This is a genomic window from Streptomyces sp. NPDC058646 (genome assembly GCF_042716875.1).
GTDB lineage: Bacteria > Actinomycetota > Actinomycetes > Streptomycetales > Streptomycetaceae > Streptomyces.
Genome location: NZ_JBHXRK010000008.1, coordinates 124,305 through 140,335, shown reverse-complemented (window position 1 = coordinate 140,335; position 16,031 = coordinate 124,305). Strand labels below are relative to the sequence as shown.

The following is a 16,031-nucleotide window of genomic DNA, read 5'->3' as shown; positions in this document are numbered from 1 at the left end:
CCGGGGGACTCCTGACCGACTGACGCTCGGTACGGGTGGTGACCACCCCGGGCCGCGGCCCGGAGACCGGCATCGAGCACGGCGCCCTGGACGCGACGGACCCTACGCGGTCGGCCGGGGTGCTCCGCGAACTGAAGGGGACCCGCTATCCGTTCGACCGGCCGTCCGTCGTCGACGCGAGCACGTACGAAGCGGCGTACGAAACCGCGTACGAAGCCGCGTTCGCGGTCCGGTCCCCCCCGTGGACCAGCAGGTCAAGGCGACAGTGGACTGGTGGCGGGAACGAATCACCGCCACCGGGTGACGTTCGTGGCGCCGAAGGCGCCCACCGGGGTTCGAGCCGGCCGACACCGCCGGGCTCGACGCCGCCCGGCCGGCGGTACCGACGGTCGCGACCCCGGGCCCGGCCTCCGGGAGCCGCGCCGGGCCGTGGCGATCCTGGCCGAGAAGACGGCGGGCGAGAAGACGGCGGCCGAGGAGGTGGCTGCCGGCGGGGGACGGGTACCGCCCGTCAGAAGAGGGTGCGCTCGATGCGGCTGAGCGTGTCGCTGGTCCCGGACGGCCCGTCCTGCACGGCCGGGCCCGTGGCCCCCTGGCCGCCCTCGGTGCGGGTCATCCGCTGGGCGAGCAGATAGGCGATGACCTCGGCTTCCTGTTCCTGGACGTCGTCGTAGGTCGCGCGCAGGAGCATGTCGCGGACAAGGTCGGGATCGAGGTTGGGGAAGAGGAGGCGGGCACTCGTCTCGTCCAGCCAGCCGGCCCCGCGATGGCAGCAGATGATGTGGCCCAGCTCGTGCAAGATGATGTGCTCCTGATGCGCGCCGGTGGTGTTGGCGTCGTAGAAGATCAGGTCCTCGTCGCGCGCGGCTACCCACATGCCGCACGGCTGCGACGCGGGCATGTGCATCGGCACCAGCGTGATGGGACGCGCGCGGGTCTCCCCGAGGTAGCGGCAGAGCTCGGCCACATCGGCACCTTCGGGCAGGCCGAGCTCGGCGATCCGCCGCGCGCCGTCCTTCCGGAGCCGCTTGAGCTGGCTGCGGCGGTCCTGGCCGGCCGAGCGACCCCTTCCGGGGACCCTCACTCCGGGTCCGCGGGGTCAGTGACCGGCGGGAGCCCCTGCATCTGCCGGTACTGGTCCATGATCGCCGTGATGGCCTGGAGGTTCTCCTTCTTCATCCCGGCCGCACGCATCGCCACGGAGCGGACCCCCGCCTGCCGCAGCGCCTCGATGGCGGCGACCTGGCTGAGCACGGACTCGGCGACCTTGTCGTCGAAGAAGTAGGCGACCGACACCCCGAAGAAGCGTGCCAGAGCGGCCAGCAGATCCGGAGAAGGGTTGGAGCGTTTGCCCGTCCGCAGTTGCGACAGGTACACGCCGCCGACCTTGAGTTCGGGGTTGGCCCGCTTGAGTTCCTCCGCCACCTCGGCGTTGGTCCAGTGCTTGCCCTTGGGACGAACCGTCTTGAAGAGGTTGTCCAGACGCACCGCCAGCACGGGCCGGTCATCAGTCTCGGACACTGCGAATCTCCCTCCCTTCACCTCCTCGGCATTGCTCTCAGCTATCCAACAGTTTTGCAGATTAGCTCTCAGTTGACAATCGGCCGAGAGTCAGCCACCGTGGACCTCGTCGATAGCTGACAGCTAACTTTGCTTACGGGGGTAGCCGAGTTGCTCGTCGGATACGTCGGCCCTGCCGGGTCCGGCCCTCGGGGGATGGGGGCCGGGCCCGGCAGTACACACCTGCCCGGCCCGCGCAGGACGTACGGGGGACGCGCGGGAGGATCCGGGGGGAATCCGATCCGGGGGGAACCGGGGGGTGTCACGGGGGACGCGCGCCCGCCCGGTCCGGCCTCGGCCGGACCGGGCGGGCGCGCAGGCCCGCCATCCGCCGCCCCTCGCGATGACCCGCCGGTGCCGCGCACGCGGCGGCCTCTAGTGGGGGCCGGTGTCCGTGCCCTCGCCTGCAGGAACCACCAGCCCGATGCCTTCGGCCGCCACGGCGAGGGCGAAGTCGAAGTACGCGGACTCGTCCCGGACGCTGTCGTGCGTACGGCTGAAGACCTGGAACACCAGGAGCCCGATCAGGCTGCTCCACAGCACCATGCCGCGCTCGATGACGTCCGAGAAGGGCGCCTCGGGTGTCCCGCCGAAAAGCTCCACGGCCTCCGGCCGAAGCAGCGGCGGGCCCGGCACCGCCCTCCGCGGCGGGGTGAGTTCGCCGGCCTCCAGTGCGGAGCGCACGATGCCCGCCAGCACCGCGGGCGTGCGCGAGGCGGAGGGGACGGTGTCCTGAGGAGCGTGGTAGCCGGGAACGGGAGAGCCGTAGATCAGCGTGAACTCGCCGGTGTTGGCGAAGGACCACGCCCGCAGTGCGCGGGTCACCGCGAGGAGCCGCGCACCCGCCGGGGCGCCGGCGGCCCGCGCCGCCTGATCGGCCTGCTCCATGGCATCGGCGGACTCGTCGTACGCATCGATGATCAGGGCGGTCAGCAGGTCGTCCCGATGCGGGAAGACGGCCTCCAGGGCGGAGACGGCGAGACCGCCGTCCTCGGCCACGGCCTCGAGGGACAGCCCTGCGGCACCCAGCTCCACGAGCAGACGGCGCGCCGTCGCCTTGATGCCCTCAACCGGCCCGGTGTTCTCGTCGGCAGCGCGTGTTCCGGAAACATCCATGGCTGAACCGTACCCGTCGGCTCACCCGGCCCCCCGGGTGCCTCGGACCGCCCACCCGGGTAACCGCTGTGATCCGGGCCGTACGGCCATCAGTCTCAGAAGCGGAGGCTCAAATCGCGCTGCGGGCGCCCCGGTTGGGGAGACGCGCAGCCGGCCGACGAGGGTCCCGCCGCCGCCCGCGGCGCCGGCGCGTACCGGCCGACGATGACGCCCGCGTACGACGCCAGCTCCCGCTGCCGCCGGACCTGGCGGCAGCGCAGCGCTGAGTAGAGAGCGGCGGTGATGACGCTTGCGGCGCACCAGGCGCCGAGGACCACGGCGATCGTGGTGAGGGCGGCCATCAGGACTCCTCCGGTTCGGGGCGGTGAGGCGGTGCTCACCGTGACGAACTTGTACCCCGGGGTACGCGGTTCACGCCGATCCGTCGCGGGGCGCTGCGCTGCCCGGCGGGACGGCGGCCCGCTCCGGAATACTGGGAGGATGCCGAAGACGCCGCACGACCGGGACCCCGAACCCGTGACGGCCGATCCGCCGCATGCGGCGGACCGCCCGCTGCTCACCCAGTCCTGGCTCGACCTGGCCTTCCTGCACTGGGCCGCGGACCCCGCGGACGTCGCCCCGCTGCTGCCGGCGGGCACCGTGCCGGACACGCGCGACGGGGTCACGTACGTCGGCCTCGTCGCCTTCCGGATGCACCGGGTCGGATGGTTCCGCCTCCCCGGGGTCCCCTACCTCGGCAGCTTCCCGGAGACCAACGTCCGCCTCTACTCCGTGGACGCGCACGGGCGGCGCGGTGTGGTCTTCCGCTCGCTCGACGCCTCCCGCCTGATCCCGGTGGTGGTCGCCCGGGCCGGGTTCCGCCTGCCCTACGTCTGGTCGCGGATGGCGGTCCGCCGGGCGGGTGACACCGTGACCTACACCAGCGCCCGGCGCTGGCCCGGGCCGCGGGGCGCGCACAGCAGGATCTCCGTACGGGTCGGCGAGCCGATCGGGGAACCCAGCGCGCTCGAACACTTCCTGACCGCCCGCTGGGGCATGCACAGCACCTTCTTCGGGCGGCCGCTGTACCTCCCGAACACCCACCCCCGCTGGCCGCTGCACCGAGCCGAACTCCTCGACTGCGACGAGGACCTGGTCACCGCCGCCGGCCTGCCCGCACCGGCCGGGCCGCCCGTCAGCGTGCTGTACTCGCCGGGCGTCCCGGTACGGTTCGGGCCCCCGCCCCGCCGCCCCGGCGGCATCCCCACGCCCTGATGCACGCTCAGGCCGCACCGCGCGGAAGGACACCCCCTAGGTTGGGGCGTATGGACGTTCATGACTTCTTGGCCCAGCCGCTGGTCGCGCGGGTGGCCGCGGCCGGGCCCTCCGTGCGGCCCGTGTGGTTCATCTGGGAGGAGGGCTCCTTCTGGTGGCTGACCGGTTCCTACGCGAAGTTGGGGCGCATGCTCGAAGGAGATCCCCGGCTGGCCCTGGTCGTGGACACCTGTGAGCCGGCGGAGGGGAGGGTGCTGTCGGTGACGTGTACGGGGACGGCCCGGGTCGTCCCGCTGGACCGTGCGCGAGCCGTACGGAAGTTGACGCGCTACCTCGGTCCGCAGGAGGGATGGCCTGCGCGCTTCGCCGATCCGCTGGATCTCCCGACGACCGAGATGATCCGCTTCACCCCGGATCGTCCGCCCCGGCTGCGCGACATGTCCTGGTGAGGAGGGCCGGGGGACCGGCTGCCGGGTGGCTGCGCGCGTCGGCGCGGAGAGCTGTGGCTCCGCTGCTAGTGTGACGTGTGCCCGTCAAGCGGGCTCTTTCGTACACGATATTCCAACGGGGTTGAACGTGAAGCTTCGCCATGTCCGCGCGGTCGCCGTCTTCGGCATAGCCATTGTCGCACTCACCGGAGCCCGTGGTTCCAACGGCGGCAGCTGCGACAGCAGCAGCTCGGGATCGGGCTCCAGCAGCTCCAGCGGCGGCACCGGCGGTGGCAGTCACGACAGTGACAGCAGCAGCAGTAGCAGTAGCAGCAGTTCGGGTGGCGCCTCTGTGCCCGGCGGTTCCAGCAGCAGCAACAAGGCCGAGCGCGACATCAAGATCGACTCGTGCAAGCTGGACGCCTCGGGCAAGAACCTGGTCGCCAGGCTCACCGTCACCAACAGCGGTTCGCTGGACTACACATACAACATCACCATGAAGTTCCGCGGGGACGCCGCCTCGACGGCTGCCCCCGCCCAGGCCCGGGTGACCGGCCTTGCCGTCAAGGCGGGCGCCAGCCGGCAGGCCGAAGCCACCACCCCGTACACCGGTAAGGGTGACGGCAGCGAGTACAAGGAGTGCGTCGTCGACAGGGCGTCGAAGAACGCCGCCTGACGCACCGCGCCACCGCCGGCGGGGTCACCCGCCGCCCACTTCGCACGGTGATGTCCGCGGCCCCGCCGGCCTTCCGCCGGCGGGGCCGCGGGCCGGCCCGCTTCCTCAACCCCGACCGAGGCCGCCGGCCTTGGGCCTGCGGGAGGGTCGGCGTCCGCCCCTCCTGCTCAGGTCGCAGTCCCGCGGCCGAAAATCATCATGAGGGCGTAGCGGTCGGCACCGGGGCGACCGTCATGATTTCGTGCATGGTTGAAGAACTCGGCACCCTTGCCCAGCAGACCGCGGACCGACTGGCCCAACAGCGCGTGGGCGTGGTGGTGGCCGCCGTCGCGGGCGACTCCGTGGAGATCAGAGGGGCGGGAACCACCGGTGCCGACCCCGGGCACGCGCCGGGCCCCGACACCCTGTTCGAGATAGGTTCCGTGACCAAGCCGTTCACGGCGCTCGCCCTGGCGCGGCTCGCGGTGAAGGGTCTGGTGGAGCTGGACGACCCGCTGAGCGCGCTGCTGCCCGAAGGGGCGACCGTACCCTCGCGGGCCGGCCGGCAGATCACCCTCCGGCACCTAGCCACCCACACCTCCGGCCTGCCGCGGCTGCCCAAGGGCATGCTGCTGGAGGCCTGGCTGCACCCCTCCAAGCCGGATCCGTACGCCGGATGCACGGCCGACGCACTCCTCGCCGGTCTGGCCCGCACGCGTCTCGGAGCCGTACCGGGGCAGCGGTTCCGCTACTCCAACCTCGGGGCCGGACTGCTGGGGCTGGCCCTCGCCCACCGGGCCGGCACGGACTACGAGACGCTCATCACCCGCGAGATCTGCGCCCCGCTGGGCATGGCAGACACCCTGGTGACCCCGGACGGCGCCCGCGCCGGGCGGTCCGCGCAGGGGCACGGCCGCCGCGGGCGCCCCGTACCGCCGTGGAACCTGGCCGGCCTCGCCGGAGCCGGCGCGCTGCGGTCCACCGCCACCGACCTGGTGGCCTTCGTACGCGCCCAGCTGGACGGCGGTCCCGCCGAACTCGCCGAGGCGATCCGCGTGAGCCGGGAGGCCGAACACCGCAGGAGCCCCTTCGCCTGGGTGCACCTCGGCTGGATGGGCCACCGACTCCACGCCCGGCAGGGCGGCCACCTCCAGATCTGGCACAACGGGGGGACCGGCGGCTTCTCCTCCTTCGTCGGCTTCGACCCGGAGAAGCGCCTCGCGGTCATCGCCCTCTCCAACACCCAGCGCCCGGTGGACCGTCCGGCCTTCGACCTCCTGAGCACCCTCCAGGCGGAGCACGGCGCCCGGACGGACTGACCGCGGGGGCCCGGTGCGTCCAGGCCCGGAGCCTGCCGGTACGCGGCCACGGACAGCCGCCGCCGGGGCTCCGCCACGCATTCGCGCAGGTCCAGGACGAGCGCCGGGCTGTGGGGCGGACCCTCGCCGTCGCCACGCGCAGCGGCCTCCTCTGGACGCGCGGCACCGGATGACCGGGGCCCGGCCCGGCCTCAGCGCCGGGCGAGCGCAGGTCCTGGCACAGGGCCGATGCCGGGTGCAGGGGTCTGCGGGCGCACCGTACGGAAGGTGCGACGGTACGCCTGCGGGGAGACGCCGATGGCCGTGTGGAGGTGCTGGCGCAGGGAGGTCCCGGTACCGAGGCCCGCACGGTCCGCGACCGTGTCGACGGGCCAGTCGGTGGTCTCCAGGAGGTGGCGGGCCCGCTCGATCCGCTGCTGCACGAGCCACTGCCCCGGGCTCGCGCCGACCTCGTCCCGGAAGCGGCGGGTGAAGGTCCGTACGCTGACCTTCGCGTGGGCCGCCATGTCGGCCAGGGTCACCGGTTCGGCGAGGCGCTCCAGTACCCACGCCCGTGTCGGGGCGGTGCCCCTGCCCGTGGGTTGCGGAACGGGCCGGCGGATGTACTGGGCCTGGCCGCCGTCGCGCCAGGGCGGGACCACGCAGGAGCGCGCCACGTCGTTGGCGACCTCGCTGCCGTGGTCCCGGCGGACGATGTGCAGGCAGAGGTCGATGCCGGCGGCCACTCCGGCCGAGGTCAGGACGTCGCCGTCGTCCACGAACAGCACGTCGGGGTCGACCCGCACCCGGGTGAACATCCGCTGGAGCCGCTCGGCCTCGCGCCAGTGGGTGGTGGCCGGGCGGCCGTCGAGCAGGCCGGCAGCGGCGAGGACGTAGGCGCCGGTGCAGATGGCCACCATGCGGGTGCCGGGGCGCACGGCGGCGAACGCCGCCCGCAGCGCGTCCGGGAGACGGCCCTCCGTACGTACGGGGCCCAGGCTGTGGGAGGGCGGGACGACCACCGTGTCGACGTCGGCCAGGACCGACGCGTCGTGCCCGACCGCGAGCGCGTAGTCGGCCTCTGCGCGCACCGGACGGCCGTCGAGGCTGCAGGTGGTCACGGAGTAGAGGGCGCCTCCCGCCGCGTCGCGGGCCGCGCCGAAGATGCGGGCGGGGATGGCCAGTTCGAAGGGGACGACGCCGTCCAGGGCCAGGACTCCGATGCGGTGCATGACCCGATCCTTTCAGATGTTGACCATCGGGCCACTACCTGGGCCGGGCAGGCCACGGCAGCCTGGAAGGGTGCCCGGATGAACGGGTGCGAACCAGATGAAACCGCCCCGATGGGAGTCGTCGCCATGAATCACGCACCACCACCACCGAAGATGCGGGCCGTCGTCCAGGACCGGCCCGGCGGCCCGGACGTGCTGAGGCTCGCCGAGACCGAGCGGCCGACGCCCGGCCCGGCCGAGATCCTCGTACGCGTCCACGCGGCCGGGGTCAACCCGACGGACTGGAAGACCCGAGCCAAGGGGAGGTTCGCCACCGGTGCCACGGTCCCGTTCACCCTGGGCTTCGACGTCTCCGGTGTCGTGGAGGCGGTCGGCCTCGGCGTCACCGTCTTCCAGCCGGGCGACACCGTGTTCGGGATGCCGAGGTTCCCGCACCCCGCCGGCGCGTACGCCGAGTACGTCACGGCCCCGGCCCGGCACTTCGTCCACCGCCCAGAACGGCTCGACCACGTCCAGGCGGCGGCGGTTCCGCTGGCCGCCCTCACCGCCTGGCAGGCCCTCGTCGACACCGCCGACGTCCAGCCGGGGCAGCGCGTACTGATCCACGCTGCGGCGGGTGGCGTCGGCCATCTCGCCGTGCAGATCGCGAAGGCCCGGGGTGCGTACGTCATCGGCACCGCCCGCGAGGCCAAGCACGGTTTCCTGCGCGGTCTCGGCGCCGACGAACTCGTCGACCACACCCGCCAGGACTTCGCGGAGGCCGTGAGCGGGGTCGACGTGGTCCTGGACGGCATCGGAGCCGCCTACTGGTCCCGCTCCCTGAGCACCCTGCGGCCCGGCGGCACGCTGGTCTCCCTCCTGCCGCCGGACGAGACGTTCCCCGCCGCGCAGGCGCGGGCGGTCGGAGTGCGGGCCGTGTTCCTGCTCGTCGAGCCCGACCGGGCGGGACTCACCGAGATCGCCTCCCTCGTCGACAGCGGCCGCCTCAGGGTCGAGGTCGACGCGGTGCTGCCCCTGGAAGAAGCGGCCAGGGCCCACGAGCTCGGTGAAGGCGGGCGCACCCGAGGAAAGATCGTCCTCACGGTGACGTGACGCCCCGCCCCCCGCCGCTCCCGCACCCTTCCCGGTCACCCCCGTCTCCCGTCACCCAGAACGGAATCCCCGCCATGACCCCCAGCTCCGAGTCCAACTCCGCCTCCGCGTCGGCCTCTCGGTCCGCCGCTCCCCTCACGGCCTCGACCCGTGCGGTCGTGGAGACGTTCTTCGCCCGTTTCGGCTCCGGCGACATGCCCGCCGTCCTCGGCCTGTTCGCGGAGGACGTCACCTTCCACGTCGGCGGTGCCGAGCACGTGCCGTGGTCCGGTTCGCGCACCTCGAAGGACGAGATCGCCGCCTTCTTCGCGACGTTCCCCGAAGTCCTCACGCCGCCGCAGGAGTACGCCCTCCACACGACGGTGGTCGAAGGCGCCGAAGCCGTCGTCATCGGCCACAACCGCTTCGGCGTGCTCGCCACCGGCAAGACCTTCACGAACCACTTCGCGCTGCACTTCACCGTCGTGGACGGGCAGATCACCAACTACCGCATGTACGAGGACAGCCACGCCATCGGGGCCGCGTTCACGCACTGACCCGGCACGCCGAGCACAGGACCGAGGCCACCGGCGGCCCCGCTCCGCGCCCGGGCCGGTGCCCGCGCGGTCAGGTGCCGATGTAGTCCGCCAGGTGCTCGCCGGTGAGCGTGGAGCGGGCCGCGACCAGGTCGGCCGGTGTGCCCTCGAAGACGATCCGGCCGCCGTCGTGACCGGCGCCCGGACCGAGGTCGACGATCCAGTCCGCGTGCGCCATGACCGCCGGGTGGTGCTCGACGACGATGACCGATTTCCCGGAGTCCACGAGGCGGTCGAGCAGGCCGAGCAACTGCTCGATGTCGGCGAGGTGAAGGCCGGCGGTCGGCTCGTCGAGGATGTAAACGCCGCCCTTCTCGCCCATGTGGGTGGCCAGCTTGAGCCGCTGCCGCTCCCCGCCGGACAGCGTCGTGAGCGGCTGCCCGAGGCTGAGGTAGCCGAGCCCCACATCGGCGAGCCGCTCCAGGACCTTGTGCGCGGCCGGCGTTCGGGCCTCGCCCGCGCCGAAGAACTGCTCGGCCTCGGTCACCGACATCGCCAGCACCTCACTGATGTCGAGGCCGCCGAGGCGGTACTCCAGCACGGACGAATCGAACCGCTTCCCCTCGCACTCCTCGCAGGTGGTGGCGACTCCGGCCATCATTCCCAGGTCGGTGAAGATGACCCCGGCGCCGTTGCAGTTGGGGCAGGCACCCTCGGAATTGGCGCTGAACAGCGCCGGCTTGACCCCGTTGGCCTTCGCGAACGCCTTGCGGATCGGGTCGAGGAGCCCGGTGTACGTCGCCGGATTGCTCCGCCGCGAACCGCGGATCGGGCTCTGGTCGATCGAGACGATCCCCGCCTCGGCCGCCCCCGGCTGCTTCGGCAGCGCCCCGTGCACGAGCGAGCTCTTGCCCGAGCCGGCGACGCCGGTGACGACGACGAGCACCCCGAGCGGGATGTCGACGTCGACATCGCGCAGGTTGTGCGTCGCGGCGCCGCGGACCTCCAGCGCGCCGGCGGGCGTCCGTACCGTCTCCTTCAGGGTGGCCTGGTCGTCGAGGTGGCGGCCCGTGGTGGTGCCTCCCGCCCGCAGTCCTGCGACGGTGCCCTCGAAGCAGACGGTGCCGCCCGCCGAGCCGGCGCCGGGGCCGAGGTCGACGGCGTGGTCGGCGATCGCGATCGTCTGCGGCTTGTGCTCGACGACGAGGACCGTGTTGCCCTTGTCGCGCAGCCGCAGCAGCAGGTCGTTCATCCGCTGGATGTCATGGGGGTGCAGCCCCGTCGTGGGCTCGTCGAAGACGTACGTGACGTCGGTGAGCGAGGAACCGAGGTGGCGGATCATCTTGACGCGCTGCGCCTCGCCGCCCGAGAGGGTGCCCGACGCCCGGTCGAGGGACAGGTAGCCCAGCCCGATCTCCACGAACGAGTCCAGGGTCTGCTGCAAGTTCTGGAGCAGCGGAGCCACCGACGGCTCGCGCAGGCCCCGGACCCATTCGGCCAGGTCGCTGATCTGCATCGCGCACGCGTCGGCGATGTTGAGCTTCTTGATCCGGGACGAGCGGGCCGCCTCGCTGAGCCGCGTACCGTCGCATGCGGGGCAGGTGGTGAAGGTGACCGCCCGGTCCACGAACGCCCGGATGTGCGGCTGCATCGCCTCCTTGTCCTTGGACAGGAAGGACTTCTGGATCTTGGGGATGAGGCCCTCGTAGGTGAGGTTCACGCCCTCGACCTTCACCTTGGTCGGCTCCCGGTAGAGGAAGTCCTGCATCTCCCGCTTCGTGAACCTGCGGATCGGCTTGTCCGGGTCGAGGAAGCCCGACTCGGCGTAGAGCCGGACGGTCCACCAGCTGTCCGACTTCCAGCCGGGGATGGTGAACGCGCCCTCGGAGATCGACTTGGTGTCGTCGTAGAGCTGGGTCAGGTCGATGTCGGAGACGGTGCCCCGGCCCTCGCAGCGCGGGCACATGCCGCCGGTGCGGGAGAAGGTCTGCTTCACGGACTTGGTGGCCGCACCGCGTTCGACCGTGATGGCCCCGCTCGCCCGGACGGTGGGGACGTTGAACGCGAACGCGCCGGGCGAGCCGATGTGCGGCTTGCCCAGGCGGCTGAAGAGGATGCGCAGCATCGCGTTGGCGTCGGTGGCGGTGCCCACCGTGGAACGGGGGTCGGAGCCCATCCGCTGCTGGTCGACGATGATCGCGGTCGTCAGTCCTTCCAGCACGTCGGCCTCGGGCCGCGCCTGCGTCGGCATGAAGCCCTGGACGAAGGCGCTGTACGTCTCGTTGATCATCCGCTGCGACTCCGCGGCGATGGTGCCGAACACCAGCGAGCTCTTGCCGGAGCCGGAGACGCCGGTGAACACCGTGAGCCGGCGCTTCGGGATCTCGACGCTGACGTCCTTGAGGTTGTTCACGCGCGCGCCGTGCACGCGGATCATTCCGTGGCTGTCGGCAACGTGAGACGCAGGCGACTGCGTGTCCGTCCTCTTGGCCTTGCTCATCGTGTCTCCATCTGTCGTACGGGCCGCCTTCGCGGTCTCCGTCGGCCTCGCCTGGCTCGATCCGGCCGGCTTCGAGCAGCAGTACGGTGGTTCTCCGCCGGCCCGGGCACGGGGAACGGTCCCCTGTCTACCCGATCAGCGGTGTCCGGCGGGGGTGGCACGGTGCCCTTCCGGCCGGGCGGGCATCTCGGGCCCCGCCCCGCTGGGGGCCGCCGGACGGCTCAGCGCAGTTCGTTGATGCGGACCAGGTTCCCCGCGGGGTCGCGGACGGCGCAGTCGCGGATCCCGTACGGCTGATCGGTCGGACCTCGAAGCCGAGGGTGTCGCGGTAGAAGGCCAGGGAGGCGTCCGGGTCGACGTGCGGGAGGAAACTCGCGTGAAGGGTGAGGTCCATGGGCATCACGCTAGGCCCGGCAGGGGCGCCGGCGCTTCTCGATTCCTGACCGGATGCGGGGCCCGCGCCCTGCCCGCCGGGCGCAGCTGAACGAGCGGACCCGTCCCGGGACGTGTCCAATGGGCGGGAAGCGGGTCCTGTCCTCAGCCTGAGCCGGGAGTGCCATGAGTCTGCCGTCCGAACCGGGCGACGAGGTGGGCGACGAGGGGGACGCACCGCCCTCGCGAGCGGTCCCCTCCCGGGCGGGCCGGGCCGGGGCGCGCGTCCTGTCGGCCCTCCTGCTCACCCTCACCTGCCTCCTCGTGCCGGTGTCCCTGATCACCGTATGGGTGCACGACATCGTGCTCGACACCGACCGGTACGTCTCCACCGTCGCTCCGCTCGCCTCCGACCCGGCGATCGAGGCGGCGGCCGTCCACCGCATCGCGGAGGCGGCCGACGTCCGGGTCGACGGCGCCCGGGTGACGTCGGACCTGGCGGCCTGGCTGGAGGAGCAGGGGCTGCCTCCCCGGGTCGGTACCGCGGTCAAGGCGCTGGGACCGCGGCTCGACGCCGCCGCCGACCAGGCCGTCACCGAGGTGGCGACCCGCTTCGTCGGGAGCGACCGCTTCGAGACGGTGTGGCGGCAGGCCAACCGGGCCGCGCACACCGCCGTGGTGCACGCGCTGACCGGCCGGGGGCGCGGCGCGGTGGGGATCGAGGGCGGCACGGTCACCCTCGACGTCGGCACCGCGGTGGAGCGGGTCACACAGGAACTCGCCGACGCCGGGCTCTCGCCCGCGGAGAAGATCCCGGCCGTGGACCGGCAGATGGTGCTCTTCCGGTCCGACGAGCTGGGGAAGATCAGGGGTGCGGTGGGGCTCCTCGACAAGGCCGGGACCTGGCTGCCCGTCCTGACCGTGCTGCTGGGCACGGCCGGAGTCCTGCTCGCCCGCGGGCGGCGGCGGGCCCTGGCGGCCACCGCGATCTGCGCGGCCGCCGCCTGCCTGCTGTTCGCCGCGGGCCTGGCCCTCGCCCGCCGCCACTACCTCGACCACCTCCCGGAGCAGGTCCAGTCCCCGGAGGCCGCCGCGGCGGTCTTCGACACCCTGGTCCGGTTCCTGCGGGCCGCCCTGCGCACCGCCGCGGTCCTCGGAGTCGTCGTGGCGCTGGGCGCCTACCTGTCCGGGCCCGGCCGTCTGCCCCGCGGCCTGCGGCGCAGGGCGGACGGCGCGGCCGAGTCCGCCGCGCGCCGGGGCGCCGGGCACGGGCTGTCCACCGGCGCCGTCGGAGCCTGGACCGAGGCCCACCGGCGCCCGCTCACCGCGGGCGCCGTCCTCGTACCGGCGCTCGTGTTCGCCCTGTGGAACCACCCCACGGTGGCCACGGTCCTGCTGCTGCTCCTGATCCTCCTCGCCGTCCTCGCCGTCCTCGCGCTGGTGGCGGCCACCGGCAGGGTCCGCGACCCCGGAGGGGGGAAGGGCTGAGCGGCCGGGGAGCAGCGGCCCGCTTCCCCGAGGCCGCTCAGGGGGTGTCCGTGGATCCGGGGGCGGCCGGGGTGCGCAGCCGCCGTGCGGGCCAGGGTTCGTGGGCCACCACGTAGCCGACGGCGATGGCGGTCGTGATGACGAAGAAGAGCCCGATCAGCCAGGAGAGCAGGACGAAGACCGAGCCGAGAGCGCCGAACTCCCGCATGCTGCGCTCCACCGCGCCCGGCATGTAGATCCGCGACCCCAGCGCCACCAGCTGCACCCCCGCCCCGGCCAGCACCGCCCCGGGCAGCAGGGGCAGCCACGGCACACGGCCGCCGAGCAGCAGGTGCTGGGTCCACCACCACAGGAGCATGCCGCTGACCGCGGCCAGGACGATCCCGAGCGCACGGCTGACGCCGAAGGCGGTCTGCAGCGGCCCCTGGAAGAGGAGGGCGGTCAGCCACACCGCCAGCCAGACCAGCCAGCGCCACGCGGCCAGCCTCGCCGCCGCCTTGGGCAGGTGCCAGGAGCGCTCGCACGTGGACTGCAGCGCCCGGCTGCACGCGGTGGCGGACAGCAGGGTCACCACGAGGCCCACCCCACTGGTGCCGGCCAGCGCGGTGGGGTCGCTTCCCGCGTACACCTCCCGGACCTGGTCCAGCGCCGCGTCCTGCAGTCCGAGCACGCTGCGGATGGAGGCCACGAGCTGGGCCTGGAGCCACTGCGGTGCGAGGGCTCCGATGACGAACAGCGCGGGCAGCGCCCCGAGGAAGGCCTGGGCGGCCAGCCTCGTGGCGCAGTCCAGGACCCTGACCACCGCGATCTGGTCCAGGACGCGGCCCAGCAGCGGGGTGTGCCGGTGCATCCAGCGGGGCACCGTGAACCGGCGCCGCCGGGCTTCCTGCGGTTCGGACACGACGGAACTCCTCCAGGGCGCACGGCAGGGGCGGCGACCGCCCTGCACCAGAACCATGACGGAAATGTCCCTCCATCCGGCATTTCGCCACTCGGGCCCGCCGTACCCGTGATTGCATCACTCACTGGCGCCACCCCCGCTGGACCGGACCGCTGAAGGAGGCCGCATGCCCGGCTCCGCTGGAGTGTCCGCGCTCGTCGGGTCCAGGAAGCGGCGACGCGGGAGCACCCCCTTCCATCACCCGACGCGTGCGATGCGCCGCGACCTGTCGCAGCTCGTCTGCGCCGTCGGCGGCCTGGTCCTCGGGCTGCTGGTGCCGCTGGTCCCGGTGGGGCCGAAGGTCGAGGCCGCGCGGGTGGTGACGCTGGTGTTCACCATCGGGTTCGGCGTCGTCAGCCTGGTCGCCATCATCTACTCGATGCTGTTCCTGGTGGTGCAGTTCTCGGCGAGCACCTTCACACCCCGCCTCCTGCTGTTCCGGGACGACCCGATCGTGTGGCGGACCTTCGCCTTCGTCGTGGGCGTCTTCATCTTCTCGGTGACCGCGGGACTTTCGATGGGCAAGAAGAGCGAGGTCTCCGTCGCCGTCCCGGCCGTCACGGTGCTGTCCGCCCTGATGACGCTCGCCCTCATGCGCACCCTGCAGACCAGGGCCTTCCAGGCGATCCAGCTCGGCCCCGCGCTCCGCTCGATCAGCGACCGCGGCCACCGGCTCTTCGACGCCCTCTACGCGCGGCCCTGCGCGCCGGGTTCTCCCGCGCCGGATTCGCCCGCGCCCCCCGACGGGCCGGCGCCCGGTGCGGACGCCCCGCTCGACGTCCGGTGGCCGGGCCGGGCGACCGTCCTCCAGCAGATCGACGTGCCCGCACTGACCGCCGCCGCGGGGCGGTACGACTGCCTCGTCACCCTGGAGGCGCCCATCGGCTCGCTCCTCACCCGGGGCACCCTGCTCGCCCGGATCCAGGGGCGGGGCATGGGGCCGGAGGACGTCCTGGGCTCGGTCCTGACCGGTCCGGAACGCACCTTCGACCAGGACCCGGGACTGTCCCTGCGCCTCCTCGCGGACATCGCGCTGCGCGCCCTGTCCCCGGCGGTCAACGATCCGGCCACCGCGGTACAGGCCCTGGACCACACCGAGGACCTGCTGGTGCGGCTGGCCGACCGGGACCTGTCCATCGGTACGTTCGACGACGCGGCCGGGACGCCACGGCTGATCGTGCACGCCCCGTCGTGGGACGACTACGTGTACCTGGCGGTCGACGACGTCGCGGTGGCCGCCGCCCGGACCCCGATGGTGCTGCTGCGGCTGCACGCCATGCTGACGCGGCTCCTCGCGGAGTGCCCTCCGCCGCGGCGCGCCGTCCTCCGGAGCCGGCTGGAGTGGATCGGGGCCACCGGCTCGGCGGGCTTCCCCCTCCACTGGGCGCGAGCGTCCGCCGGGGGCACCCCCGGATGAGCCCCGGCCGGGCCCGGCAGCGTACGGGCTCCCGTACGGGCACCCGTAAAGGCGGGCGCCCGGATGCGCGCCGGGCCTGCTCCCTCGCGCCCCCTGCCCGAGCGCTGACCGGAACCCGCTGCCGCACGGGCAAGGAGGGCCGGAACCGCCCCTGCGGATCCCGA

15 protein-coding genes are annotated in these 16,031 nt (G+C 72.9%); 8 read left to right on the top strand and 7 right to left on the bottom strand.

Translation table 11 applies throughout. The features are described 5' to 3' along the window. Positions 1-511: 511 nt before the first annotated feature. From ACFWUZ_RS12440 to ACFWUZ_RS12425, 4 genes are all read right to left on the bottom strand, one after another. Positions 512-1,084 carry a toxin gene (locus ACFWUZ_RS12440; protein ID WP_384371135.1) on the bottom strand — a complete coding sequence of 191 codons (573 nt, stop codon included), beginning with the start codon at positions 1,082-1,084 and terminating at the stop codon, positions 512-514. After that, on the bottom strand, positions 1,081-1,521 hold the full coding sequence (locus ACFWUZ_RS12435) for a helix-turn-helix domain-containing protein (protein WP_384371133.1): 441 nt from the start codon (positions 1,519-1,521) through the stop codon (positions 1,081-1,083). The genes ACFWUZ_RS12440 and ACFWUZ_RS12435 overlap by 4 nt, the downstream gene beginning before the upstream one ends. A gap of 414 nt (positions 1,522-1,935) precedes the next feature. Beyond that, on the bottom strand, positions 1,936-2,676 hold the full coding sequence (locus tag ACFWUZ_RS12430) for a TetR-like C-terminal domain-containing protein (protein ID WP_384371131.1): 741 nt from the start codon (positions 2,674-2,676) through the stop codon (positions 1,936-1,938). 95 nt (positions 2,677-2,771) lie between these two features. Further along, positions 2,772-3,017, bottom strand: coding sequence for a hypothetical protein (locus tag ACFWUZ_RS12425; RefSeq protein WP_384371129.1), 246 nt, complete (start codon positions 3,015-3,017; stop codon positions 2,772-2,774). Between the two features lie 139 nt (positions 3,018-3,156). Between ACFWUZ_RS12425 and ACFWUZ_RS12420 the strand changes: the two genes are divergently transcribed. The 4 genes from ACFWUZ_RS12420 (at position 3,157) to ACFWUZ_RS12405 (ending at position 6,332) form a co-directional block, all read left to right on the top strand. After that, positions 3,157-3,930 carry a YqjF family protein gene (locus ACFWUZ_RS12420; RefSeq protein WP_384371126.1) on the top strand — a complete coding sequence of 258 codons (774 nt, stop codon included), beginning with the start codon at positions 3,157-3,159 and terminating at the stop codon, positions 3,928-3,930. A gap of 50 nt (positions 3,931-3,980) precedes the next feature. Beyond that, complete coding sequence (locus ACFWUZ_RS12415) at positions 3,981-4,379, top strand: pyridoxamine 5'-phosphate oxidase family protein (protein WP_384371124.1); 399 nt, start codon at positions 3,981-3,983, stop codon at positions 4,377-4,379. A 127-nt stretch (positions 4,380-4,506) separates the two neighbouring features. Beyond that, positions 4,507-5,034, top strand: a complete 528-nt coding sequence (locus tag ACFWUZ_RS12410) for a hypothetical protein (protein WP_384371122.1) — start codon at positions 4,507-4,509, stop codon at positions 5,032-5,034. A gap of 245 nt (positions 5,035-5,279) precedes the next feature. After that, entirely contained in the window at positions 5,280-6,332 is a 1,053-nt protein-coding gene (locus tag ACFWUZ_RS12405) for a serine hydrolase domain-containing protein (protein WP_384371120.1), read from the top strand. Positions 6,333-6,523: 191 nt separating this feature from the next. Here the strand turns inward: ACFWUZ_RS12405 and ACFWUZ_RS12400 are convergent, their stop codons facing one another. Continuing rightward, on the bottom strand, positions 6,524-7,543 hold the full coding sequence (locus tag ACFWUZ_RS12400) for a GlxA family transcriptional regulator (RefSeq protein ID WP_384371118.1): 1,020 nt from the start codon (positions 7,541-7,543) through the stop codon (positions 6,524-6,526). Between the two features lie 126 nt (positions 7,544-7,669). Here ACFWUZ_RS12400 and ACFWUZ_RS12395 point away from each other — a divergent pair, with 126 nt between their 5' ends. Both ACFWUZ_RS12395 and ACFWUZ_RS12390 read left to right on the top strand, forming a co-directional pair. Further along, entirely contained in the window at positions 7,670-8,635 is a 966-nt protein-coding gene (locus tag ACFWUZ_RS12395) for an NADP-dependent oxidoreductase (protein ID WP_384371116.1), read from the top strand. A 74-nt stretch (positions 8,636-8,709) separates the two neighbouring features. Next, positions 8,710-9,171, top strand: coding sequence for a nuclear transport factor 2 family protein (locus ACFWUZ_RS12390; protein ID WP_384371114.1), 462 nt, complete (start codon positions 8,710-8,712; stop codon positions 9,169-9,171). A gap of 70 nt (positions 9,172-9,241) precedes the next feature. Here the strand turns inward: ACFWUZ_RS12390 and ACFWUZ_RS12385 are convergent, their stop codons facing one another. Further along, positions 9,242-11,650, bottom strand: a complete 2,409-nt coding sequence (locus ACFWUZ_RS12385) for an ATP-binding cassette domain-containing protein (protein ID WP_384371112.1) — start codon at positions 11,648-11,650, stop codon at positions 9,242-9,244. 558 nt (positions 11,651-12,208) lie between these two features. Between ACFWUZ_RS12385 and ACFWUZ_RS12380 the strand changes: the two genes are divergently transcribed. After that, positions 12,209-13,510 (top strand): hypothetical protein, encoded by a 1,302-nt coding sequence (locus ACFWUZ_RS12380; RefSeq protein ID WP_384371110.1) that lies wholly within the window; start codon positions 12,209-12,211, stop codon positions 13,508-13,510. 37 nt (positions 13,511-13,547) lie between these two features. Here ACFWUZ_RS12380 and ACFWUZ_RS12375 read toward each other — a convergent pair whose 3' ends face one another. Then, the gene (locus ACFWUZ_RS12375; protein WP_384371108.1) at positions 13,548-14,411 is read right to left on the bottom strand and encodes a YhjD/YihY/BrkB family envelope integrity protein; all 864 of its coding nucleotides are present in this window, start codon (positions 14,409-14,411) and stop codon (positions 13,548-13,550) included. Between the two features lie 166 nt (positions 14,412-14,577). On the opposite strand from ACFWUZ_RS12375, the gene ACFWUZ_RS12370 reads away from it, so the two are divergent. Further along, positions 14,578-15,867: a DUF2254 family protein gene (locus ACFWUZ_RS12370; protein WP_384371106.1), complete on the top strand. Its 1,290-nt coding sequence runs from the start codon at positions 14,578-14,580 to the stop codon at positions 15,865-15,867. Positions 15,868-16,031 lie beyond the last annotated feature (164 nt).